Source organism: Fictibacillus barbaricus (assembly GCF_031457135.1).
Taxonomy (GTDB): domain Bacteria; phylum Bacillota; class Bacilli; order Bacillales; family Fictibacillaceae; genus Fictibacillus; species Fictibacillus barbaricus_A.
In genome coordinates this window covers 227,651-252,289 of record NZ_JAVDWA010000005.1, presented here as the reverse complement: position 1 = coordinate 252,289, position 24,639 = coordinate 227,651, and the positions used below count along the sequence as shown (strand labels likewise).

The window sequence follows — 24,639 nt, the reverse complement described above, 5'->3', positions numbered from 1 at the left end:
CTTCTTATTATCCGGTATTAGCCCCGGTTTCCCGGAGTTATCCCCGTCTTACAGGCAGATTACCCACGTGTTACTCACCCGTCCGCCGCTAAATCTGAGGAGCAAGCTCCTCATCATTCGCTCGACTTGCATGTATTAGGCACGCCGCCAGCGTTCATCCTGAGCCAGGATCAAACTCTCCATAAAAGTGTTTGTCTTGCTCGTTTTTAAAACTGACGGAATTAATTCTTAATTCCTTACCTATTTCTTTTGTTCAGTTTTCAAAGAACTTGTTTGCCGCTCGTCTTAGCGACTTTAATAATATACCACTTTAAACCGACAGAGTCAATAACTTTCTATAACTTTTTTTAAAATTAGTAAGTTACTAAACTAAGTAAGTAAGAAACCGTCTTTAAGACAGCTTGATAAGTCTATCACGTATACATATACAATGCAACACTAAATTAGAAAAGCTTTCATCCTAAGATAAAAGCTCCTCTATATAGATATCATTGCTTGTTTTTAATGCAAGGATTTCATTATTATTATTGAGTTTAACCATAGGACGTGTCGGATAATGTTCTTCAATGAAAATGATTTCCCCGATCTCTTTATTGGACAGTTTTACTTTGCTTCCTACTGAAAAAGTAGATAAACCCGATATTAAAGCGCGCATAACTTGATGATCGAACTTACCAAACTGATCTTTCATCATCATTTCCAACACTTTAAAAGGAGATTGTTTGCTTCGATATGGCCTTTCAGCTGTCATAGCCAAATAAACATCTGCTACGGCAAGTATTTTACTGAATGGGTGCAGTTTGATGCTTTGTACTTTTAAAGGGTATCCAGAACCGTCTTCTCGTTCATGATGCTGCAGTACACCGAGCAGCACGCCTTCTTTAATGGATGGAATCTTTTTAAGCAGGTTATAGCCGTGTATCGTATGTTTCTTTACCTCATCAAATTCACTCGGTGAAAGTGCTCCGCTTTTCTTCAATAAACTAGGCTGTACTTTTGCCATCCCGCAGTCAGACAGCACTCCGGCTAGTCCGATTTGAATACAATCACCACTGGAGTAATTTAGTTTTTTGGCTAAAAACGTACTTAAAATTCCAACTGATACAGCATGATGGTAGATATAATCATCACGCGTTGCATATTGGTGCAGCAATAACATCTCTCTTGGAAAGTTTGTTCCTTCTTGTAAGATTTGAAGCACTGCTTGACGTACATCAAGCATATCGATACTGCTGCCAGACTGCCAGTTTGTAAAAAGCTGCTTATATTTTTTAACGGTTTGAAGATACGTGACTGGAAAAGAAAGATCATCTTCTTTTTCCGCTAGTTTAATTGGTGCTGTTTCAATTCCAGATGCTGAAGCTGTTTCTGAATGTACCGCTACTCTGCTGGATGGATTGCTCTGCCCACTGTTCGAATCACTGATCACATCAATTTCTTCAATATTAAAACGCATAAGGACTCGCAGGTGATTTTCGTTTAAAATGGTATTCTTATTGACGATCGGTTCGTTAGTCATCGAAAATACATCTTGAACGAGCATATGACCAACTTTAACCTGACTCGTTTTGATCTTCATACAAAAGCCCCTTTTTACTGGAAAATTCATAATTTCATTGTACTAATAAAAAAGAGGAAAATGTATACACATTTTCCTCTTTTAAGAAATTATTCGTTATTGTCTTCTGGATCTTCTGTGTTAGTTGCTTCTTCTGCAGCATTTTCAGGTGCTTCATCAGTTACGATTGGATCACCATTTTCGTCTAATAACTCTTCTTCTGTTTCTTCTTCACGTTCTACCACTGCAACCGTCGCAACATGATTGCTTTCTTTCATGGTCATAAGTCTGACACCTTGTGTATTACGTCCCATTTGTGAGATGCCTGAGATATTCATTCTGATAATGATCCCTTTGGCCGTAATAATCATTAAATCTTCTTCGTCGGTAACTGTTTTTAATGAAACTACCGGACCATTTCGATCTGTGATATTAACGGTCTTAATCCCTTTACCGCCACGTGATTGTAACCGGTATTCGCTCATCGGGGTACGTTTTCCGTAACCATTTTCCGTAACGATCAGTATATCCTGGGTTTCATCCAGCACTTCCATACCGACTACCGCATCTTCTTCACCGAGATTGATAGCTTTGACTCCTGTAGCTGTTCTACCCATTGATCGAACGTCAGTCTCTTGGTAACGGATAGACATTCCATGTTTCGTACCAACAATGATGTCTTTTGTTCCGTCTGTTAATCGAACGCCCATCAGTTCGTCATCATCACGCAGATTGATGGCAAATAAACCGCCTTTACGGATGTTGCTATAAGCAGATAATGCTGAACGTTTTGTGATTCCTTGCTTCGTCATAAAGTTAAGGAATAACTCATCATTTTCCATATCTTCAACTGGAATTACCGCAGAGATTGTTTCACCTTTTTCGATCTGCAGCAAGTTAATGATAGGAATTCCCTTTGCCGTTCTTCCGAATTCCGGAATCTCATAACCTTTTAATCGGTATGCTTTTCCTTTATTCGTGAAGAACAGGATGTAATTATGAGTATTTGTAGTAAACAGTTGTTCTACAAAGTCATCCTCACTCGTTCCCATCCCTTGAATCCCTTTACCGCCGCGTCGCTGCGACCGATACGTAGAGCTTGGGAGACGTTTGATATACCCTTTGTTCGTTAACGTAATAACGATATTGGAACGCGGAATTAAATCTTCGTCTTCAATGCTGTTGAAGCCTACAGAAATTGTTGTACGTCTTGGGTTATCGTATTTTTCCTTGATTTCCGTAAGTTCTGTTCGGATAATTTCAAGGATTTTCTCTTCATCTGCTAAGATGGCTTTTAATTCATTAATGAGTGTTACAAGCTCATTATATTCATTTTCGATCTTGTCCCGCTCAAGGCCTGTTAAACGCTGTAAACGCATGTCTAAGATCGCTTGTGCCTGTTCATAGCTTAATTTAAAGTTTTCAATCAAACCTTCACGGGCAATATCTGTAGTACGTGATCCGCGAATCAAAGCGATAACTTGATCCAGGTGATCTAACGCAATACGAAGTCCCTCTAATATATGTGCACGAGCTTCAGCTTTTTTCAAATCAAACTCCGTACGGCGGCGAATGATGACTTGCTGATGCTTCAAATAATGGTACAAGAACTCTTTAATGTTTAAAACTTTCGGATGACCATCAACGAGTGCTAGCATGTTGAGCCCAAAGCTCGTTTGCAGAGCTGTTTGTTTATATAAATTATTTAAAATAACATTTGCATTGGCATCTCTGCGAACTTCCATGACTATTCGCATTCCATTGCGGTCTGATTCATCACGTAAATCTGTGATTCCATCAATTTTCTTATCGCGAACAAGTTCTGCGATTTTTTCAATCAAGCGTGCTTTATTTACTTGGTAAGGAATCTCCGTAACGATAATGACAGCTTTACCATTCGGCATTTCATCGATTTCAGCTTTTGCACGAATAATAATGGAGCCTCGGCCATTTTGATACGCTTTTCGAATTCCTTCACGTCCTAAAATTTCACCAGAAGTAGGAAAATCGGGTCCAGGGATAATCTCCATTAATTCAGGAACCGTAATATCTGCATTTTTACTTAGGGCAAGAACACCATCAATAACTTCCCCTAGGTTATGAGGAGGAATATTTGTTGCCATTCCAACCGCAATCCCAGACGCACCATTGACAAGTAAGTTAGGAAAGCGTGCTGGTAAAACAACAGGTTCCTGTTCAGATCCATCATAGTTATCTTTATAAGCGATTGTATCTTTATTTATATCGCGAACCAATTCCATCGCGATTTTTGACATCCGTGCTTCTGTATAACGCATCGCTGCCGCTGCATCGCCGTCAACAGAACCAAAGTTTCCGTGACCGTCAACAAGCATGTGACGGTAATTGAAATCCTGAGCCATACGAACCATCGCTTCATAAACGGAGGAATCACCGTGCGGATGGTACTTACCAATTACTTCACCGACGATTCTAGCAGATTTTTTATACGCTTTATCCGCTGTCATTCCGAGATCATTCATCGCATATAAGATACGTCTATGCACGGGCTTTAATCCATCACGCACATCAGGGAGTGCACGACTGACGATAACACTCATTGCATAATCCATAAAAGAAGTACGCATTTCCGTACTGATATTTATTTCTTTAATCCGGGGGCGTTCCATTTCAGACATTCTTTCAACCTCCATAACCTCTTATAAAACATAGGTTTTTCAGTCCAATGATGCTCTTAAGAGCCAAAAGACATCTCTTTTTTAAACCAAGAAAAACAGGAGCGCTCCCTGTTTTTCTTTTGCATTTCAGCTTTTCATTGTCCAGCTTCAACGGCTAAAGTCTCTAGCCGCCTCAGCTTTTCTATCTAAATATCTAAATTCTTTACGTATTGTGCGTTTTCTTGGATAAAGTCACGGCGCGGTTCTACTTTATCACCCATTAGGATATCGAATGTTTCATCCGCTGCCATTGCATCTTTCATCTCTACTTGAAGCAATGTACGTGTTTCAGGATCCATCGTTGTTTCCCATAACTGAGTAGGATTCATCTCTCCTAGACCTTTATAGCGCTGCAGCGCCGGTTTTGGAGTTTGAGGAAGCTCGCTAAGAAGTTTATCAAGCTCTTTATCGTTATAAACGTATTCAACACGCTTCCCTTGCTGCACTTTGTAAAGCGGCGGCTGAGCAATATAAATGTATCCATGCTCAATAATCGGACGCATGTAGCGGAAGAAGAATGTCAGAAGCAATGTACGAATATGTGCACCATCGACATCGGCATCGGTCATGATAATCACTTTATGATAACGTGCCTTTGTGATATCAAATTCATCGCCAATACCCGTACCAAGTGCTGTAATGATCGCTCGAACTTCGTTGTTTGATAGGATTTTGTCCAATCTTGCTTTCTCTACGTTGATGATTTTACCTCTTAACGGCAAGATCGCTTGGAAGTGACGATCACGGCCTTGTTTTGCAGATCCGCCGGCAGAGTCACCCTCAACCACGTAGATTTCAGAAATACTAGCATCCTTAGAAGAACAGTCAGCCAATTTACCTGGCAGTGCTGAAACTTCCAATGCACTTTTGCGGCGCGTCAACTCACGGGCTTTTTTAGCAGCGACACGTGCACGCAGCGCCATCATCCCTTTTTCAATAATTGATTTTGCAACAATCGGATTCTCCATCATGAAAGAGGAGAAAGTTTCCGAGAAGATGGACTCCGTAATTTGACGTGCTTCAGAGTTTCCAAGCTTCGTTTTTGTTTGTCCTTCAAACTGAGGATCCGGATGCTTGATTGAAATGATCGCTGTTAATCCTTCACGCACATCTTCACCTGTAAGGTTTGTATCGTTGTCTTTAAACAAATTATTTTTACGGCCGTAATCATTTATTACACGCGTAAGAGCTGTTTTAAAGCCGGATTCATGTGTTCCGCCTTCGTGTGTATTAATGTTATTAGCAAAAGAGTAAATATTGCTTGCATAGCTGTCATTATATTGGAATGCGATTTCTACTGAAATCCCATCTTTTTCACCTTCAACGAAGATCGGTTCTTCATGAAGTACTTCACGAGTACGGTTGATATGCTCAACGTATGATTTAATACCGCCTTCGTAATGATATTCCTTTACTACCGGCTCTTCACCGCGTTTGTCTTCAGCAATAATGCGCAGACCGCGGTTCAAGTAAGCAAGCTCTCTTATACGATTTGAAAGAGTTGGAAAATCATATTCCAACGATTCTGTAAAAATTTCAGGGTCTGGCTTAAAGTGCGTCAGGGTACCCGTTTTGTCTGTTTCACCGATAACTTTCAGGTCTGCAGCCGGTACACCGCGTTCATATTTTTGATAATGCAATTTGCCATCACGTGATACTGTCACTTCGAGCATAGTGGACAAAGCGTTAACTACGGATGCACCTACACCGTGCAGTCCGCCGGAAACTTTATATCCGCCGCCGCCAAATTTTCCTCCGGCATGGAGAACGGTCATAATAACTTCCAGTGCAGGTCTGCCCATCTTTTCGTGCATACCAACAGGAATACCGCGGCCGTTATCTTCTACAGTGATGCTGTTGTCTTCCTCAATGGTAATGCGAATCGTGTCACAATAACCGGCTAACGCTTCATCAATTGAGTTATCTACGATTTCCCATACAAGATGGTGCAGTCCGCGTACGTTTGTAGCACCAATATACATACCAGGTCTTTTACGAACGGCTTCAAGACCTTCAAGGACCTGGATATTACTTTCATCATATTGTGGTTGTAACTGTTGTTCAGTCGTCAATTGGTTCACCTTCATTCTGGTTTAAAAACGCTTTATTTATAAAACCTTTATTTTATATTCCAGCCATTTTCAAGTTCGAGGCGTTCTGAGGCTCTCTTTTTTAATGTCGATGCAGAAAGGGGGGATAAATAGATCGTTTTGTCCGTAATAATCACGGACTTAGGAGCATTGCCGCTTAAGTCGGTTAATGTCTGATTTTTCTCATGCTTTTTTAGAAACTCTTTCGCCAGTTCCGAAACCTTTAAAGCATTAACATCTAATATTGCCAGTACATCTTTCGAATGAATAACTTCCTCATCTCCTAAATGTAAAAGCATGTACCCTCACCTCATTTCAATCGCTCTATTGAGCCTGAATGAACTTGATATGTTGCTGCCTTATCCAATGTTTCATGATGAATGCCTTCCACACTGGTCGTCGTAACAAAGGTTTGTACTTTTCCTTGGATCGTGTTTAACAGATGAGATTGTCTGAAATCATCTAATTCAGAGAGAACATCATCCAGCAATAATACGGGATACTCGCCTACCTCAGAATGAATCAGATCGATCTCTGCCAACTTCAATGAGAGAGCTGTCGTTCTTTGCTGCCCTTGGGATCCGAACGTTTGAACATCCTTTCCATTTACGGAAAATAACAAATCGTCCCGATGCGGACCAAACAAGGTTGTTCCCCGCTCAATCTCTTTTTCTTTTATTTTACCAAATTTCTGTTGAAACGCTTCTATCATTTTCGACAAATCCGCTCCATCACATACCTCTATCGTAGGTTTATAATGAATTTTTAAGCTTTCCAAACCTCTGGATATACCATGGTGGATCGGTTCAGCCCAATTTTGCAGCTTTTCCATGTAAGTTAAACGTTTCAAAGTTATTCGGGCTGCTTTCTCGATCATCTGCTCTGTTAGAATTTCAAGCATCGTCATATTTTCCGTACTTTTATTCCGATACAAGTCACGCAACAAAGAGTTTCGCTGAGACAGAATTTTTTGGTACACCGATAAATCATTCAAATAAACAGCATTAACCTGGCCGATTTCCATGTCAATAAAACGACGACGCACCTGCGGACTGCCTTTTACAAGATTTAAATCCTCAGGTGCAAACATAACAACATTGAAGTGTCCAACGTAATCCGTTAGACGCCGTTGTTCAATGCGGCTGATTTTCGCTTTTTTTCCTTTTTGTGAAATGACAAGGCTTAAATCAAAAGAGCTGTTTCTCTTTTTTATACTACCTTCTATTTTAGCATACTCTTCGTCCCAAGTTATTAACTCTTTATCTTTTGCCGTCCGATATGATCTAGCCATGGCCAAAACATAGATCGATTCCATGACATTTGTTTTCCCTTGTGCGTTTTCGCCAAGAAAAACATTGACCTTATTTTCAAAACTAAGAGACTGTTCTTTATAGTTGCGGTAGTTTCTCAGATGAAGTTTTTCAATATGCAAAGGGATACCCCCTATTCCGTTGTTACCTGAATCTCTCCTAAATCTGGAATGGACACGACATCACCCGCATATAATTTTTTACCTCGGCGTGTTTCATGTTCTCCGTTCACAAGAACTTCATGTTCAGCTAAATACCATTTTACCATGCCGCCGGATTGGATGACATCGATTGTTTTCAATAGTTGTTGAAGAGTGATAAATTCTGTTGTGATTTTTACATTTTGCATTTTTTTGCCTCCTGAAAAATTTCGTTATGTGTAGTCTCCCCAAAAGTTAACGCTCTTAGAAAGAAAATAAAGCTACCGGTCTGCCGGCAGCTTTATTTTTTAGTAAGTTCTGACAGGCAAGATCAATTGACGGATCGAGTCTTCGCCCACAGGTTGAATTAAGAAAGGACGCATCGCACCCGTAAAGAGAACAGTGATTTCAGAACAGTCCATCACCTTTAAAGCTTCCATCACATATTTCGCGTTGAAGGAAATTTTCAGCTCTTCTCCTTCAATCTCTTCAGCGATGATATGCTCGAATACTTTACCGATTTCCGGTGAGTTCGATGATATCTCAATCGTTTTGTTATCGAGTGATGCGAGTTTAACCACATTGTTTCTTCCTTCTCTCGCTAACAAGGAAGCTCGGTCGATCGCTTGCAGGAATTCTTTAGTTTTCAAAACAAACGTTGTTTTGCTTTCAGAAGGAATCAATTTTGAAGTATCCGGATAGTTCCCGTCTAAAAGACGCGAGAACAATAAGATGTTCTTTGCCTTAAATAGAATTTGATTGTTAGTAACAACGATCTGTACCTTTTCATCATTCTCATCAATAATCTTGGACAGCTCGTTTAAACTTTTGCCTGGGATGACGACGTTTTGAAACGAGAGATCATTTGCATTAGAATCAATCGGCATTTTGCGCTGCGCCAATCGATGACTATCTGTTGCAATACAGTTCAGCACCCCATCGGAAAGTGTCCAGTTCACACCAGTTAGTATCGGGCGTGTTTCTGAGGTGGACACCGCAAAGACAGTTTGACGGATCATTGTTTTAAGAAGATCACTTTGAATTTCAAAAACAAGATCTTCTTCAATTTGCGGTAAATGAGGATATTCCTCTGGATCTAAGCCTAATAAACTAAATTCAGATGAACCGGAGCGAAGAGTTGTTTCAAATCGTTCACCAACTTCAATTTCTACTGTATCGTTAGGCAGCTTTTTTACGATTTCAGAAAAATAGCGAGCTGGAAGAACAACGCTTCCTTCTTTTGATACTTCGATATGTACGTGATCGTCTTCTTCAACTGGGATAAGTCTTTCAATCGAAATATCAGAATCACTTCCAGTTAAATGTACGCCATCAAACGTAACTTCCATTTTGATCCCCGTTAGAATAGGAATTGTCGTTCTAGAAGAAACAGCTTTCATGACATCTTGAACTGCTTCAATCAACTGATTTAATTGAATCTTAACTTTCATTTTTTTACCCCCTGTTATTTATTAAAATCTTTTAAAAAAATAGTAGTAATAGTACTAGGCGCTGTGAATTTGTGGATAAGCCCAAAAAACAAATATATAACAGCCTATCCACATGTGGACAGACTGTGTATAAATGCGTACTAGTTATTCACAGTATTCACTGGTATGAATTAGATAGATTTTAACTGATCGTGAATTTCTTGTACTTTCTTTTGAAGAATATGATCGATTATTAGCATTTTTGAGATTTTCTCGTGGGCATGGAGAACAGTAGTATGATCTCGGCCTCCAAACTCTTCGCCGATTTTAGGCAGAGAATTATCAGTAAGCTCGCGTGATAAATACATAGCGATCTGTCTTGGAAATGCGACCGTTTTTGTTCTCTTTTTTGCCGTGAAATCTTCTAGCTTTACGTTGTAATGCTTGCCAACTACTTCTTGTATATGATGAATGGTAAGAGTCCTTGGTTTTGCAGAAGGAATGATGTCCCGCAATGCTTCTGCAGCTAAATCAGCATTCATATCTTGATTGATTAAAGATGAATAAGCAACAACACGAATAAGTGCACCTTCAAGTTCACGTATGTTTGTATCGATTTGATTTGCGATATACAGCATAACTTCATTCGGGATATCAAGACCCTCAGCTTTAGCCTTCTTGCGCAGGATCGCAATCCTTGTTTCTAAATCAGGCGGTGTAATATCGGTAATTAAACCCCATTCAAAACGTGAACGAAGTCTGTCTTCTAAGGTTGGTATTTCCTTTGGAGGACGATCACTCGAGATTACGATTTGCTTGCTTTCCTCATGAAGCGCATTAAATGTATGGAAAAATTCCTCTTGAGTTGATTCTTTTCCAGCGAGGAATTGAATATCATCAATTAAAAGCACGTCTATACTGCGGTACTTATTGCGAAATTCTACCGCTTTGTTATCACGGATAGAATTAATAAATTCATTCGTAAATTTTTCTGATGACAAATAAACGACCTTTGCTCTTGGGTTGTGCTCCAGTACATAATGTCCGATCGCATGCATTAAATGTGTTTTTCCTAAACCAACGCCACCATAAATAAATAGCGGATTATAGGCTTTAGCCGGCGCTTCTGCTACTGCTAAAGAAGCAGCATGAGCGAAACGGTTGCCAGAACCAATAACAAAACGGTCAAATGTATATTTCGGATTCAGCATACTTTGAGAAACTTCTTCATGCGGTTCATTATTCGGTTTTGGAGCTTTTTTCATCGCTTGCTCCAGATCTAAGTCTAACTCTGCTTGATTTTGCGGAATGATGAACTTTACATCTAGTGCAGCGCCCGTAACGTCTAATAAAGTTTCAGAAATAATGCCAGCATATCTGGACTCCAGCCAGTCGCGGGCAAATTCATTCGGTGCTGTTATCACGAGCGTATCATTTTGCAAAGCATGAGCTGTTGTTGATTTTAACCAGGTTTCAAAGCTGGGTTTACTGACTTTTGTTTCTATTGCAGCTAAAGCTTTGGACCATAGGTCATTAATATTTTCCAACCAATTTACCCCCCTTATCCTATAAATTCATCCTATTTCAGCAGGCATTCTTCCTGTTGTTTAACATTTGTACACGTAATGAATACAGATGAATAAAAATAACATCCACATGTTATGCGAATGACTATTATTATAGTAGATAATAGGATTATGTACAGTAAAAGCAAATGTGTGGACAACCTTTTGAACAGCAAAACTAAACTGTCCACAACTTTATCCACAGCATGTGTATAACTTTATAATCCTTAGATGTTATTAACGAGTTAAAACACAACAAGCATATCAAAAAAAATCAAGCTTGGCAACGGATGATTGTCAGTTATCCACAACGCCCATACCTTGTGTAAAACAGTTGTCCACAACACTAGATTTTGTGTAAAAGTTGTCGATAAATGGTGTGGATAATGAAAAACGTGTCGAAAAAGATGTCCACAGGATAAAAATAACTTTGTTTGTAAAAGGGAAAACGTGTAGAATACGGAATGGTGGAGATGCAGATCGGAGAGTTCTAAAACTTTTTTCAATCCATCTTGACAAAAGATATAGCAAGTCATTATACTTTATTAGACTGTCTTTTATAAGATATATCCTCAGGGAGGTGTAATATATGAAACCTACATTCCAACCGAACAACCGTAAGCGTAAGAAGGTACATGGTTTCCGTGCTCGCATGGCTACTAAGAACGGTCGTAAAGTTCTAGCTCGCCGTCGTCAAAAGGGAAGAAAAGTGTTATCTGCATAGGCCACTGACATCAGTGGTCTTTTTTGCTTTTATGGCACAATTCCGCTCATTTATAAATTGGTTGAAATCCTAATTGTAAACGGTTTTTTGAGTGAAGAATGTTTTACAAGGCGAAAATTTACCGATACTGAGGAAGATCGATTAGAAGAGGAATGTGATTGCTGAAATTGATGGAGTGTTAAATTGAAATGAAGAAAGAACAACGCATCAAAAAAAACGAGGAATTTCAAGAAGTCTTTAAAAAAGGAAAATCAACGGCTAATCGCCAATTTGTTATATATACATTAAAGAAAGAGGACCAAGATGTATTCAGGATTGGTCTTTCTGTCAGCAAAAAAGTTGGAAAAGCAGTAACGAGAAATCGAATTAAACGTTCGGTTAAAGAAATCTTTCATAAATACAGTGAACAGCTGCTCGCCAGCAGGGATTACGTCGTTATTGCAAGAATACCTACTGCTAATATGGATTATCACGAAATGGAAAAAAGCTTACTTCATGTTTTAAACAGGGCTAACGTATTAAAAAAGAGGGTGTAAGTAAAATGAGATCCTTTTTTATAGGGATGATCCGATTTTATCAACGTTGGATTTCCCCATTAACACCGCCTTCTTGTCGCTTTTATCCGACATGTTCCCATTATGGAGTTGAGGCCTTTAGCCGCCACGGCGTGATAAAGGGAATGTGGCTGACTGCCGTACGGATTTTAAAATGCCATCCGTTTCATCCTGGAGGCGTTGACCTCGTACCCGAAAAAAGAGACAATAAATAATTGAAAGTAAGTTTTAGATCTTAAGGAGGATAAGAGTGTGCGTAAGAAAATAGGTTTAATGATTGCCCTTTTCGCACTCATGGCTGTCCTATCAGGTTGTGGGAATATGAAACAACCCATCACAGCTGACAGCACGGGAATTTGGGACCATTATTTTGTTTATCCATTATCATTATTAATTAAATATGTAGCGCATTTGTTTGGTGATAACTACGGAATCGCGATCATCTTAGTTACATTAATCATCCGTACAGCGTTATTACCATTAATGATTCAGCAGACTCGCAGCTCTAAAGCAATGCAAGCGGTTCAGCCTGAACTTCAAAAACTGCGTGAAAAGTACAAATCAAAAGATGCAAACAGCCAGCAAAAGCTTCAGCAGGAAACAATGGCACTGTTCCAGCAAAATGGTGTAAACCCATTAGCAGGATGTTTGCCATTACTGATCCAAATGCCGATTCTTCTTGCGTTTTATCACGCGATTAATCGTACAGAAGAAATCAAGCACCATAATTTCCTTTGGTTCGACCTTGGGGTTGCAGATCCTTATTATATCCTGCCAATCGTTGCAGGTTTAACAACGTTCTTGCAGCAAAAAATTATGATCGGCGGAATGGATAATCCAAATCCGCAAATGAAAATGCTCTTATACATCATGCCAGTCATGATTGTTGTTTTTGCGTTAAAATTCCCAGCTGCATTATCATTATATTGGGTGATCGGTAACATTTTCATGATCGCACAAACGTATTTTATTACGGCCCCAATGAAAAAAAATGAAAAACAAGTTGATGGGGGAGCTAAAAAGTGAAAAAGGTACAGGTAACAGGGAGAACGGTTGAAGAAGCAGTATCATCAGCACTAGAACAACTTCAGACTTCAAAAGATCGAGTGGAAGTTACAATTCTTGAAGAATCCAAAAAAGGTTTTTTTGGCCTCGGACAGAAGCCTGCAGTTGTTGAAGTCATAGTGAAAGCTGATCCTGTTAAGACCGCGATAGACTACCTTCAGGATGTTACATCCAAAATGGGGGTACCCGTTACCATTACCCAGCGGCAGGAGAATGATCTTCTTGTTCTGGAATTATCCGGTGACAAAATTGCCATCTTAATCGGTAAACGCGGACAGACGCTTAACGCGCTTCAGCTTTTAACGAATATGGTTGCCAATTCAGATCCTTCAAGCAAGCATGTAAAAATCGTACTTGATGCTGAGAATTATCGCAGCAGGAGACAGGAATCGCTAGAAAGATTAGCGATGCATTCCGCTCAAAAAGTATATAATACAAAAAAGAGTTTTGCGCTTGAACCGATGCCATCAAATGAACGTAAAGTCATTCACTTAGCTTTGAAAGAAAACCGCGATGTTGAAACGACGTCTGAAGGGGTAGAACCCTTCCGCAAAGTCGTGATTCGTCCAACGGTTTCAGCTAAAAAATAAAGTGAAGCTTCAGAGGTATTCCTCTGGGGCTTTTTGTTTACTCTGAGCCCAGAATACGATACACTATTTTCTATTGTGGATATTTATGTCCATTTTTAACAACAAGCAAAAATATAACTTATCAAATAGATGGCAAATAAAAATTATATATTTTAACAGATACAAATCAAGTAAAATCAGGCTGATAATTGTTTTAATAAGGCTGTTTTCGTAACCTTAGTTGCTGTTGGAAGTAGTTGATCTCTGTTCCAGGATGCTCGCTTTCCGCGGGGCAGGCGGTGAGCCACATTCGGACGTTTCACTATTAAGTGTCTCACCTGTCTAGCTGCAGCGGTTAGCCCCTCGAGGTCAAAAGTTTAATGGTCCTGAAGGCAAAAAGCGCCTTCTTAGCCCATTTCCCTTTTGCTTGTCGGGGCTGAACAAACCGCTTCCGCTTTTCGGACTGCCAACCTGTCCCGCAGGAGTCTCACACCTTCCACTCCAATCAACTGTCAATGAAGACATAAAAAATGAGATTTGAAAGCAACAATTTTTTAGAAAACAGTGATTTTAATAAAACAGCCAAGTTTTATTCATATACCATTATCACAGCTGCCGATTAAGGTCATACTAAAGGATAATTTATATAGAGCGTTATAAGGAAAGCCGGGGTGAAAAAACAATGGAATATGATACGATTACAGCTATTTCAACGCCAATGGGAGAAGGTGCTATTGCAATCGTTCGATTAAGCGGACCAGAAGCGATCCAAATAGCCGATTTCGTTTATAAAGGAACAAAAGCGCTAGTAGATGTTGATACGCACACCATTCATTATGGAAAACTCATTGATCCGAAAACGGAAAAAGCAGTTGAAGAAGTAATGGTAAGCGTAATGCGTGCACCGCGAACATTTACGCGTGAAGATGTGGTGGAGATCAACTGTCACGGCGGGCTCGTATCTGTGAACCGGGTTCTTCAGCTCATTCTGCAGCAAGGCGCAAGATTAGCTGAGCCAGGTGAATTTACAAAGCGTGCATTTTTGAACGGACGAATTGATCTGTCACAAGCTGAAGCGGTCATGGATCTGATTCGTGCCAAAACAGACCGGGCCATGAATGTGGCGCTTAATCAGATGGAAGGAAGACTTTCATCATTAGTGAGCAAGCTGAGACAAACACTATTAGAGACGATCGCACATGTTGAAGTGAACATTGATTATCCCGAGTACGATGCGGAAGAAATGACGCATGTTCTTTTAAATAAAAATCTGCTTGCCGTAAAAAAAGAAGTAGAATCTATTTTACAAACGGCACAACAAGGGAAAATTCTCCGTGAAGGACTTTCAACGGCGATCATCGGAAGACCAAACGTCGGAAAATCATCGTTAATGAATGCCCTTGTCCATGAAAATAAAGCGATTGTTACGGATATAGCGGGAACGACGCGTGATGTTATCGAAGAATATGTCAACGTTAGAGGAGTCCCATTACGGTTAGTTGACACAGCTGGGATTCGAGAAACAGAAGACATTGTAGAGCGGATCGGTGTCGAAAAATCAAGAAAAGTCTTAAAAGAAGCCGATTTGATTCTGCTTGTTTTAAACGGAAATGAACCACTTTCAACAGAAGATGAAAACTTATTTCTTGCCGCAAAAGGGCTCGATAAGATCATCATCATCAACAAAACAGACTTACAGCCTCATTTGGACATAGATAAAGTAAGAACACTAGCAGAAAACGCCCCTGTCATTTCTACCTCATTGATAAAAGAAGAAGGCATCGATGAATTAGAGCAAGCTATTGCGAGTCTCTTTTTTGAAGGCGGAATTGAAGCACAGGATCTAACATACGTTTCAAACTCAAGGCATATCGCGTTATTGCAGCAAGCGATCTATCATATTGATGAAGCATTTGGCGGTATTGAAGCAGATTTGCCGATCGATATGATTCAAATCGATATTACGAGAACGTGGGAAATACTTGGAGAGATTGTAGGAGATACCGTATCAGAAAGCTTGATCGATCAATTGTTCTCTCAATTTTGTTTAGGAAAATAAGAAAAGGAGGTTTACACAATGGGATATGAAGCTGGTTCATTTGATGTCATTGTCGTTGGAGCGGGTCACGCAGGTGTAGAAGCCGCATTGGCTTCAGCCAGAATGGGCGCAAAGACACTTTGTCTTACACTCAATCTAGACACGATCGCATACATGCCATGCAACCCATCTGTTGGCGGTCCTGCAAAAGGGATTGTTGTACGGGAAGTGGACGCACTAGGTGGTGAAATGGCAAGAAATATCGACAAAACGCACATCCAAATGCGAATGCTGAATACAGGTAAAGGTCCTGCCGTACGTGCTTTGCGTGCACAGGCCGACAAATATTTATATCAGCATGAGATGAAAAAAACGATGGAAAACACCAAAAATTTAACACTCCGTCAAGGTATGGTGGAACGCCTCATCGTTGAAGACGGTGTATGTAAAGGTGTTATTACAAAAACGGGTGCGGAATATGCAGCAAAAGCTGTTGTGTTAACAACAGGTACGTATTTAAGAGGAAAGATCATCATCGGAGAACTCGCTTACGAAAGCGGTCCAAACAATATGGCTCCGTCCATTAATTTATCGTACCATCTGCAAGAACTAGGATTCGATATGGTTCGTTTTAAAACGGGTACACCGCCGCGTGTAAACAGTAAAACCATCGATTACTCTAAAACAGAAATTCAGCCTGGAGACGATGTTCCACGAGCATTCTCTTATGAAACGACAGAATATATTACAGATCAGCTCCCATGCTGGCTGACATACACAGGTGATGAGACTCATCAGCTTATTAACGGCAACCTGCACCGCTCGCCGATGTATTCTGGAATGATAGAAGGAACAGGTCCGAGATACTGCCCTTCTATTGAAGATAAAATTGTCCGTTTTAACGATAAGCCAAGACACCAAATCTTCTTGGAGCCAGAAGGCAGAAATACAGAAGAAGTTTATGTCCAAGGTTTATCAACTAGCTTGCCGGAAGACGTACAAAAGAAAATTCTTGCGACGATTCCAGGGCTCGAAAAGGCTGAGTTGATGCGTGCTGGTTACGCAATCGAATATGACGCAATCGTACCGACCCAATTATGGCCGTCACTTGAAACGAAACGTGTAAATGGGCTGTTTACTGCGGGTCAGCTTAACGGAACGAGCGGTTATGAAGAAGCATCAGGACAAGGCTTGATGGCTGGAATCAACGCTGCATTAAAAGTTCAAGAAAAAGATCCGCTTATTTTGGATCGATCAGAAGCATATATCGGAGTTCTAATCGACGACCTCATCACAAAAGGAACGAACGAGCCTTATCGTCTATTAACATCAAGAGCAGAGTACCGTCTCTTATTAAGACACGACAATGCCGATCTTCGCTTGACGAAAAAAGGATATGAAATCGGACTCATTTCTCAAGAACGCTATGAAAAGTTCGAAGAGAAAAAGGAACAAGTCGCAAAAGAAATCGACCGTCTGGAACACGTTGCAATCAAACCATCGGATGAAGTACAGCAAGCACTGGCAGAAGCTCAGTCCACACCATTAAAAGAACCGATGTCTGCTGCTTCGTTATTGAAACGTCCTGAAATTACCTATCCGGTCATTCACAAGCTGGCACCTGCAGAAACTTTATTAAGCGAAACGGTGTCTGAGCAAGTTGAGATTCAAGTGAAATATGCGGGATACATCGATAAACAGCTCGCACAAGTAGAGCGAATGAGAAAGATGGAAGACAAAAAGCTTCCTGTGGACCTTGATTATATGGCGATCAACGGATTAGCAACAGAAGCGAAACAAAAGCTGCATGAGGTTCGACCGCTTTCTGTTGGACAGGCATCTCGAGTATCAGGGGTAAATCCGGCAGACATCTCGATCCTACTGATTTATCTGGAGCAAGGAAAACTGGCGAAGATTGCCCGTTAAGGGGGAACGCAAAATAATGAACATCGACATGTTTCAAACATCCCTTCAAGAAAAAGGGATCGAGTTATCTGAACAAAAGTTGAAGCAATTTGAAACTTATTACGAATTGCTTGTTGAGTGGAATGAAAAAATGAATTTAACCGCGATTATCGAAAAAGAAGAAGTGTATTTAAAGCATTTCTACGATTCTGTAACAGCAGGGTTTTATTATAATTTTCATCAGCCAATCACGGTATGTGACGTGGGTGCAGGAGCTGGTTTTCCTGCCATCCCGCTTAAAATCTGTTTCCCTGAAATTCGTTTAACCGTAGTAGACTCTTTGAATAAACGAATCGGTTTTCTGCAGCATGTGGTTAACGAACTAGGGTTAGAACATGTTACAATGCATCATGACAGAGCTGAAACGTTTGCGCACAGACCGGAATTTCGTGAGCAATTTGATCTTGTCATGGCACGAGCGGTTGCGAGGCTTTCCGTATTAGCTGAGCTTTGTCTTCCTCTTGTGAAAAAGAAAGGGCACTTTTTAGCGATGAAAGGTGCGAACTTGCCTGAAGAAGTAAAAGACGGCGAAAAAGCTGTAACCCTTTTAGGCGGAAAGATTAGAGACATTCATTCGTTCTTATTGCCTATTGAAGAAAGTGAACGCAATATTGTGATCATCGATAAAATCAAAGAAACACCTAAAAAATTCCCGCGTAAACCGGGAACACCTAACAAGTCACCCATCAAATAGTTTTGAATGCCGTGTTTCATGAAACGCGGCGGATACATAAAAAAAGTTCTTTTTTAAAGGCTCTTATCTAAAAGATTGTTGCTACTGAGAGATTTTGGAGAACTCTTCATTGGACAGTTAATTGGAGAGGAAGGGCGAGACTCCTGCAGGATGAGTGGGACAGGAGAGACCCATCAATGTCGCTAAGCGGCGATTGGGCTCTCCGCACACCCTGCGGAAAGCGAGTCCTGCAACGGAGATTAACCTCATACAAAAGCAACAAAGTTTACAAATGTAGCTAAAAGAAAGATTTTTACAGACTTGCAGGATATTAGGACTAGTGAGAAGAATTAGTTAACAGGCAGATTACTAAAGGTGGTGTATTCGCATGAAGCATCCTTTTTCACGTTTATTCGGCATCGGCGAAAAGAGCCAGCAAACCTTAGATCCGGAACCCGCTGAAAAAAACGACAACGAAGAAGTACTTCAGATTCCGGTTCAACAGATTACTCCCAACCGGTTTCAGCCTCGAACGGTTTTTATAGATGAACGAATTGGGGAATTAGCTCAAACCATTGAAGCACATGGAATCATTCAGCCTATTGTTGTCCGGGCATACGGAGAAGAACAATATGAATTGATCGCTGGGGAGCGAAGATGGAGAGCTGTGCAAAAGCTAGGCTGGGAAACTATTCCAGCAATCGTCAAAGACATGGATGATTCACAGACAGCGTCCGTCGCATTGATTGAAAACTTACAGCGTGAAGAGTTAACAGCCATTGAAGAAGCGATGGCTTATGCTAAACTCTTGGAACTCCACGGATTAACTCAAGAGGGATTAGCTCAGAAACTGGGGAAAGGGCAATCAACGATAGCCAATAAGCTGCGTTTGCTGAAGCTTCCTCAATCCATACAGGATGCATTGCTGCAAAAGAAAATTACAGAGCGTCATGCACGTGCACTGATCATATTAAAAACTCCAGAAAAGATGGAGTTCATTTTAAATGAGATTCTTGAGAAACAATTAAATGTCAAACAAACGGAAGATCGGGTTAAGAAGTTAATCGAATCTGAAACGGCGGAGAAAAAGCCGCAGGCGCGCCGCAAATCATTCAGCAAAGATATGCGTCTCGCGATCAATACCGTTAGGCAATCAGTTGATATGGTTGTACAGAGCGGCCTATCTATTGATACAGAAGAAGAAGAGCATGAGGAATTTTATCAATTTACGATTCGTATTCCAAAAAAATAAAACGATAGCCATCCGTTGTTATAGCGGGTGGTTTTTAATTGCCCGGATAATAAACACGATGAAAAAAACTCGATTTTTCCTTATTTCAAGAAGTCTTTTTAAAATCTTCATGATAGAATAATAGATAATTGATTGTTCATAAAGTGAGGTAGGTGACAACGTGGCGAAGATCATTGCAGTAGCCAACCAGAAAGGCGGAGTCGGAAAAACGACAACGTCAGTCAACCTTGGTGCATGCTTAGCATATTTCGGAAAAAAGGTATTGTTAGTAGATATAGATCCGCAAGGCAATGCCACAAGTGGTGTTGGCGTAGATAAAGGGGACATAGATCAGTGCATCTATAATGTCCTGGTAGATGATGCAGAAGTGAAAGATGTGATTGTAGAAACGCTTTGTGAAGGATTACATATACTCCCTTCAACGATTCAACTCGCTGGAGCGGAAATTGAACTCGTTCCAACGATTTCTCGTGAAGTCCGGTTAAAACGAGCTTTAGAACAAGTAAGTTCCGACTATGATTATATTATTATAGATTGCCCGCCGTCACTGGGACTGTTAACGATTAATTCACTGACAGCATCAGATTCAGTGATCATTCCGGTTCAATGCGAGTATTACGCACTAGAAGGCTTAAGTCAGCTATTGAACACAGTGCGTCTTGTTCAAAAGCACTTAAATACAGATCTAATGATTGATGGTGTTCTTCTAACAATGCTGGATGCCCGAACGAACTTAGGTATTCAAGTAATCGAAGAAGTGAAGAAGTATTTTCAAGATAAAGTTTATGAAACCATTATCCCAAGAAACGTCAGACTCTCAGAAGCGCCGAGCCATGGTAAACCGATTATTATTTATGATCCAAAATCCCGGGGTGCAGATGTATATTTAGATTTTGCGAAGGAAGTGATTAGCATTGGCGAAAGGGTTAGGTAAAGGGCTCTCTGAGTTATTACAAGCGAAAGAAGAAGAAGTCCGGGAAGTCAGTGTAAAAGAACTTAGGCCGAATCCATATCAGCCCCGAAAAGTTTTCGACTCAAAAGCGATCGGCGAGCTGAAGGAATCCATTCAGGAACACGGAATACTGCAGCCTATTTTGGCAAGAAAAAGCATTAAAGGCTATGAGATTGTTCTAGGTGAAAGAAGGCTCAGAGCAGCAGTAGAGGCTGGCTTGAAGACAGTGCCTGTTATCCTAAAAGAATATGACGAGCAAAAGATGATGGAAGTCGCTTTGATTGAAAACCTTCAACGCGAAGATTTAAACCCAGTAGAAGAAGGACAGGCTTACCAAAAGCTGATCGAGCATTTAAAAGTGACACAGGAAGAACTATCCGTAAGAGTGGGGAAAAGCCGTCCGCATATCGCAAATCATATTCGTTTGCTGCAGCTGCCTGATCCTGTATTGGATCTTTTGTCTAATGGACAAATATCGATGGGGCATGGGCGTGCTTTGCTTGGATTAAAGAAAAAAACAAAGATGCAGCAAGTGGTTCGAAAAACTATGGAAGATGGCTTGAATGTAAGACAGCTCGAAAAACTCATTCAAGATATTAACCGGAATGTTTCACGTGGAACAAAAAAGAAACCAATCGAAAATAATGTGTTTTTGAAAGAAAAAGAATCGTCATTGCGTGATCGTTTAGGTACAGCCGTTACCATTAAAAAAACGAAACGAAAAGGAAAGATTGAGATTGAATTCTTTTCACAGGACGACTTGGAGCGGATTTTAGAAATATTAGAGCAGTAAAGGAAAACCATCTTAAAGGGTGGTTTTCTTTTTTACACTGAAAAGCAGATTAAACACATAGATGAACGACAGGGATAGGAGATAAAGTTATGTCATTGTTAGGAACGATTGTTAACGGTATTGCTATCATCATTGGAAGTTTCTTAGGATTGTTTTGGTCAAACATATCCGAAAAAATCAAAAATACAATTTTGCAAGCGATGGCATTAGCGGTATGTATATTAGGAATCGGTATGGGATTGAAAAGTGAGCAATTCCTCATCGTCATTGCCAGCCTTGCTATCGGCGGAGCACTTGGCGAGTGGTGGGATTTAGAGGGGAAGCTTAACCAGATAGGGAAATGGCTTGAAACAAAAGTGGGCAAACAAAATCAGGGATCTGTAGCTACAGGTTTTGTAACGGCAACACTTGTGTTTGTAGTTGGAGCGATGTCTATTGTAGGAGCATTGGACAGCGGCTTGCGGCATCAGCATGATGTCCTTTATACAAAAGCGCTGATCGATGGTTTTTGTGCGATTCTTTTTACTTCGGCGCTTGGCATCGGAGTTATGTTTTCAGCGATTCCTGTCGTTTTGTATCAAGGTGCCATCGCTTTATTGGCGACACAAATCGACCGTTTTGTTTCTCAGGAGCTAATGGATGCGCTGATTGTAGAAATTACGGGTACGGGCGGAATCATGATTGTAGCAATCGGTTTGAACTTGCTGGGTGTAACGACTATACGTGTCGCAAACCTGCTTCCGGGACTATTGATCACGACGATTCTTGTTTTTATCGTAGAAAAGTGGGGAAGCATTGTTGCTTTTTCACAAGGGTTGTTTTAAAAGCTGTATTCGTAAAACTTGTTGTTTTTGAATGAAGTTAATTTCTCCTGCAGTGGCTCGCTTTCCGTGGGGCGTGCGGTGAGCCACCTCTGCGCTGCGCGCCATGAGGAGTCTCACCTGTCCCGCTGATCCCACAGGACAAGGAATGCTGCGGCAGCTACACATCGCACGAAGAAAATGTGTTTTTCATTTTCGAGGAGTCTCGCCCTCCCGCTCCAATTAACCCGATCAATGAAGAACTTCTCCAAAATCTTAGATAAAACCCTTTAACTTGAAAGCAGTGACCTCCGTTTTAGGATGTTCGTTTTTCCGATCCAATCAACTTCTTTTTCAACGAGTTGCTGTTACAAAACCGATTTAAAAAAGCCTTTAAATAAAAACAGCCGCTGTTATCTTTGGGATAAGAGCGGTTGTTTTGTTATTGTATTTTATAGATATCAGCGGGACGAGATTCTGTTTTATGCAGCATGTTTTTTTGCTGTATTTTCTTTCGCAGGCAAGCCATATGAAGAGAGTCGGCAATCAAGTCAGCCATTTTCATCACAATGCTGAGACGCGTGTTCTGCAGGACAAAATATTCCATAAATCCACTCACGTTCACGATTCCGGTAATATGCATGTCACCCACTGGCGGAAGCTGCTTGTTCACACCTGCACCCGGCTTTACAGGGCCATCACCGATTGAAACCATCCCTACATGATTGAGTCTGCCTAGACAGGCGTCAATTCCAATAATAAAAGCTCCAGGATGTTCCGTGTTAATCCATTTCAGCTTCTCTTCCAAATTAACAGCGTGAACAGGGTCGTCCAGCGTACCATAAACAAAAAACGGGAAAGTATCTTTGTTCTGAAGTTTTGCCCCGACAAGCGGTCCTAGAGCATCACCTGTGGATCGATCGGTACCGATGCAGACAATAACAATTGGCTGGCGGATGGTTTCCGGAAGCATGGACAATATATGCTCAGTAATTTGAAGTGAAGCTTCCTTTTCTTCATGGTGCATTTTATATTGAACAGATTTTCCTAATCCAAGCTTCCGTTTGAGGAACATAACATCCTCTCCTTTATAGTGGTACTACATAGTATACGGAGGAATTAGTTTTCCTATACATGGTAGAATAGAATAATCAGAGACTTTTATTAAGACACTATACCCGTTAAGGCAGAGCAATTAACCGAATAAATTTTTCATACTGGTTTTATGTACAGCATTGAATTTCTATGTAAAAGCTGATTAAATAATTTCATAACAAAAGAGAGGATGGAGGAACTATTGGAACCTACACAAACGGCCGAACAAGCATTTCAGCTTTTTTCTAATAAGGAATGGTGGACCGCAATTGCTGGAAAAGGGATAAAAATAGTTAGCATTATTCTGCTCGCTATCATTTTCAAGTACGTAATCAAAGCGGCGATCACTAGAATTTTCAAAGTAAGACTTCGATCACCTTTACGGTTAAGTGAACGCCGTGAAAATACGTTATATAAACTTCTCAACAATGTTGCTTCATATGTGATTTATTTTGTCGCATTATTAACGATTCTAGATGAGTTCATGAACGTTACGTCCATTCTTGCCGGAGCTGGGGTAGTCGGTTTAGCGATCGGGTTCGGGGCACAAAACCTTGTTAAAGATATCATTACTGGATTTTTTATCATTTTTGAAAATCAATTTTCGGTAGGTGATTATGTCAGGATTACAAGTTTTGAAGGAACGGTTGAAGAAATCGGTCTGCGTACAACTAAAATCAAGAGCTGGACAGGAGAATTACATATTCTGCCGAATTCGTCTATCACAGAAGTTACGAATTTCTCCATTCATAACAGCATGGCAGTCGTAGATGTGAGTATCGCGTATGAAGAAGATATCGATAAAGCACAGAACATTATTCAAGATGTCGTTGCGAAAGTGAAGCCGAATTTCCCTGAAATGGTGAAGGATCCAGAAGTTCTTGGTGTTCAAATGCTCGGAGCGGGTGCCTCAGAAATTGTCATTCGCGTTGCAGCTGAAGTACTCCCAATGACACATTTTAAGATTGCCAGGGAACTTAGGAAAATTTTAAAACTTGAACTGGATAAAGCGGGTATCGATATTCCGTACCCTAAGATGGTAACGTATCAAAAGGATAAACCACCAAAAGAAAAATGATAACGGAGGGCTCACCATGCAGCAAAAGGAATTCCATTTAAATGATGAAGTAGAAATGAAAAAGCAGCATCCATGCGGCACTAATCGATGGAAGATCATCCGGATGGGTGCAGATATCCGGATAAAATGCATGGGCTGTCAGCATAGTGTGATGCTGACGCGAGCAGAGTTTTCAAAAAAAATGAAAAAGGTGCTGGTTTCAAACGGGGAGGCGTAAGTCAGGATGTTTCACGTGAAACAATGAAAACCTTAGCTTTTTTGACCTCGGGCTTTAGAGAAAGTTTGGCCGGAA

At 40.5% G+C, this 24,639-nt stretch carries 23 protein-coding genes and 1 rRNA gene; 14 read left to right on the top strand and 10 right to left on the bottom strand.

What is annotated here, in order from left to right:
- The 9 genes from J2X07_RS15165 to dnaA all read right to left on the bottom strand — a co-directional run.
- Positions 1-186, bottom strand: a 16S ribosomal RNA gene (locus J2X07_RS15165); the annotation flags it as partial.
- A gap of 274 nt (positions 187-460) precedes the next feature.
- Complete coding sequence (locus tag J2X07_RS15160; protein WP_310260488.1) at positions 461-1,579, bottom strand: HD-GYP domain-containing protein; 1,119 nt, start codon at positions 1,577-1,579, stop codon at positions 461-463.
- 89 nt (positions 1,580-1,668) lie between these two features.
- Complete coding sequence (gyrA, locus tag J2X07_RS15155) at positions 1,669-4,215, bottom strand: DNA gyrase subunit A (protein ID WP_310260485.1); 2,547 nt, start codon at positions 4,213-4,215, stop codon at positions 1,669-1,671.
- A 185-nt stretch (positions 4,216-4,400) separates the two neighbouring features.
- The gene (gyrB, locus tag J2X07_RS15150; RefSeq protein ID WP_310260483.1) at positions 4,401-6,341 is read right to left on the bottom strand and encodes a DNA topoisomerase (ATP-hydrolyzing) subunit B; all 1,941 of its coding nucleotides are present in this window, start codon (positions 6,339-6,341) and stop codon (positions 4,401-4,403) included.
- A gap of 32 nt (positions 6,342-6,373) precedes the next feature.
- Positions 6,374-6,643 (bottom strand): extracellular matrix regulator RemB, encoded by a 270-nt coding sequence (remB, locus tag J2X07_RS15145; RefSeq protein WP_310260480.1) that lies wholly within the window; start codon positions 6,641-6,643, stop codon positions 6,374-6,376.
- A gap of 11 nt (positions 6,644-6,654) precedes the next feature.
- Positions 6,655-7,776, bottom strand: a complete 1,122-nt coding sequence (gene recF / locus J2X07_RS15140; protein ID WP_310260477.1) for a DNA replication/repair protein RecF — start codon at positions 7,774-7,776, stop codon at positions 6,655-6,657.
- Positions 7,777-7,787: 11 nt separating this feature from the next.
- On the bottom strand, positions 7,788-8,003 hold the full coding sequence (gene yaaA, locus J2X07_RS15135; RefSeq protein ID WP_310260475.1) for a S4 domain-containing protein YaaA: 216 nt from the start codon (positions 8,001-8,003) through the stop codon (positions 7,788-7,790).
- 99 nt (positions 8,004-8,102) lie between these two features.
- A complete protein-coding gene (gene dnaN, locus J2X07_RS15130) occupies positions 8,103-9,245 on the bottom strand; it encodes a DNA polymerase III subunit beta (RefSeq protein ID WP_310260471.1) in 1,143 nt (380 codons plus the stop codon).
- A 170-nt stretch (positions 9,246-9,415) separates the two neighbouring features.
- Positions 9,416-10,771: a chromosomal replication initiator protein DnaA gene (gene dnaA, locus J2X07_RS15125; RefSeq protein WP_310260467.1), complete on the bottom strand. Its 1,356-nt coding sequence runs from the start codon at positions 10,769-10,771 to the stop codon at positions 9,416-9,418.
- Positions 10,772-11,378: 607 nt separating this feature from the next.
- Here dnaA and rpmH point away from each other — a divergent pair.
- The 12 genes from rpmH (at position 11,379) to J2X07_RS15065 (ending at position 22,198) form a co-directional block, all read left to right on the top strand.
- Positions 11,379-11,513 carry a 50S ribosomal protein L34 gene (gene rpmH / locus J2X07_RS15120; RefSeq protein ID WP_007201576.1) on the top strand — a complete coding sequence of 45 codons (135 nt, stop codon included), beginning with the start codon at positions 11,379-11,381 and terminating at the stop codon, positions 11,511-11,513.
- 188 nt (positions 11,514-11,701) lie between these two features.
- The gene (gene rnpA, locus J2X07_RS15115) at positions 11,702-12,049 is read left to right on the top strand and encodes a ribonuclease P protein component (protein ID WP_310260451.1); all 348 of its coding nucleotides are present in this window, start codon (positions 11,702-11,704) and stop codon (positions 12,047-12,049) included.
- 5 nt (positions 12,050-12,054) lie between these two features.
- A complete protein-coding gene (gene yidD, locus J2X07_RS15110) occupies positions 12,055-12,282 on the top strand; it encodes a membrane protein insertion efficiency factor YidD (RefSeq protein ID WP_310260449.1) in 228 nt (75 codons plus the stop codon).
- Positions 12,283-12,319: 37 nt separating this feature from the next.
- Positions 12,320-13,093: a YidC family membrane integrase SpoIIIJ gene (spoIIIJ, locus tag J2X07_RS15105; RefSeq protein WP_310260447.1), complete on the top strand. Its 774-nt coding sequence runs from the start codon at positions 12,320-12,322 to the stop codon at positions 13,091-13,093.
- Positions 13,090-13,722, top strand: coding sequence for an RNA-binding cell elongation regulator Jag/EloR (jag, locus tag J2X07_RS15100; RefSeq protein ID WP_310260445.1), 633 nt, complete (start codon positions 13,090-13,092; stop codon positions 13,720-13,722). The genes spoIIIJ and jag overlap by 4 nt, the downstream gene beginning before the upstream one ends.
- 661 nt (positions 13,723-14,383) lie before the next feature.
- Positions 14,384-15,760 (top strand): tRNA uridine-5-carboxymethylaminomethyl(34) synthesis GTPase MnmE, encoded by a 1,377-nt coding sequence (gene mnmE, locus J2X07_RS15095; protein WP_310260443.1) that lies wholly within the window; start codon positions 14,384-14,386, stop codon positions 15,758-15,760.
- Between the two features lie 18 nt (positions 15,761-15,778).
- Positions 15,779-17,665: a tRNA uridine-5-carboxymethylaminomethyl(34) synthesis enzyme MnmG gene (mnmG, locus tag J2X07_RS15090; protein ID WP_310260440.1), complete on the top strand. Its 1,887-nt coding sequence runs from the start codon at positions 15,779-15,781 to the stop codon at positions 17,663-17,665.
- A 16-nt stretch (positions 17,666-17,681) separates the two neighbouring features.
- Positions 17,682-18,398 (top strand): 16S rRNA (guanine(527)-N(7))-methyltransferase RsmG, encoded by a 717-nt coding sequence (gene rsmG / locus J2X07_RS15085; RefSeq protein WP_310260438.1) that lies wholly within the window; start codon positions 17,682-17,684, stop codon positions 18,396-18,398.
- A 367-nt stretch (positions 18,399-18,765) separates the two neighbouring features.
- Positions 18,766-19,629 carry a nucleoid occlusion protein gene (noc, locus tag J2X07_RS15080; RefSeq protein ID WP_310260435.1) on the top strand — a complete coding sequence of 288 codons (864 nt, stop codon included), beginning with the start codon at positions 18,766-18,768 and terminating at the stop codon, positions 19,627-19,629.
- Positions 19,630-19,789: 160 nt separating this feature from the next.
- Positions 19,790-20,563: a ParA family protein gene (locus J2X07_RS15075; RefSeq protein WP_310260431.1), complete on the top strand. Its 774-nt coding sequence runs from the start codon at positions 19,790-19,792 to the stop codon at positions 20,561-20,563.
- Complete coding sequence (locus J2X07_RS15070) at positions 20,544-21,374, top strand: ParB/RepB/Spo0J family partition protein (protein ID WP_310260427.1); 831 nt, start codon at positions 20,544-20,546, stop codon at positions 21,372-21,374. The genes J2X07_RS15075 and J2X07_RS15070 overlap by 20 nt, the downstream gene beginning before the upstream one ends.
- An 89-nt stretch (positions 21,375-21,463) precedes the next feature.
- Positions 21,464-22,198, top strand: coding sequence for a DUF554 domain-containing protein (locus J2X07_RS15065; RefSeq protein ID WP_310260426.1), 735 nt, complete (start codon positions 21,464-21,466; stop codon positions 22,196-22,198).
- 418 nt (positions 22,199-22,616) lie between these two features.
- Here J2X07_RS15065 and yyaC read toward each other — a convergent pair whose 3' ends face one another.
- Positions 22,617-23,249, bottom strand: a complete 633-nt coding sequence (gene yyaC / locus J2X07_RS15060; protein WP_310260422.1) for a spore protease YyaC — start codon at positions 23,247-23,249, stop codon at positions 22,617-22,619.
- A 210-nt stretch (positions 23,250-23,459) separates the two neighbouring features.
- Here yyaC and J2X07_RS15055 point away from each other — a divergent pair, with 210 nt between their 5' ends.
- Both J2X07_RS15055 and J2X07_RS15050 read left to right on the top strand, forming a co-directional pair.
- The gene (locus J2X07_RS15055; protein ID WP_310260420.1) at positions 23,460-24,347 is read left to right on the top strand and encodes a mechanosensitive ion channel family protein; all 888 of its coding nucleotides are present in this window, start codon (positions 23,460-23,462) and stop codon (positions 24,345-24,347) included.
- A 16-nt stretch (positions 24,348-24,363) separates the two neighbouring features.
- Entirely contained in the window at positions 24,364-24,564 is a 201-nt protein-coding gene (locus J2X07_RS15050) for a DUF951 domain-containing protein (RefSeq protein ID WP_310260418.1), read from the top strand.
- Positions 24,565-24,639: the final 75 nt, after the last annotated feature.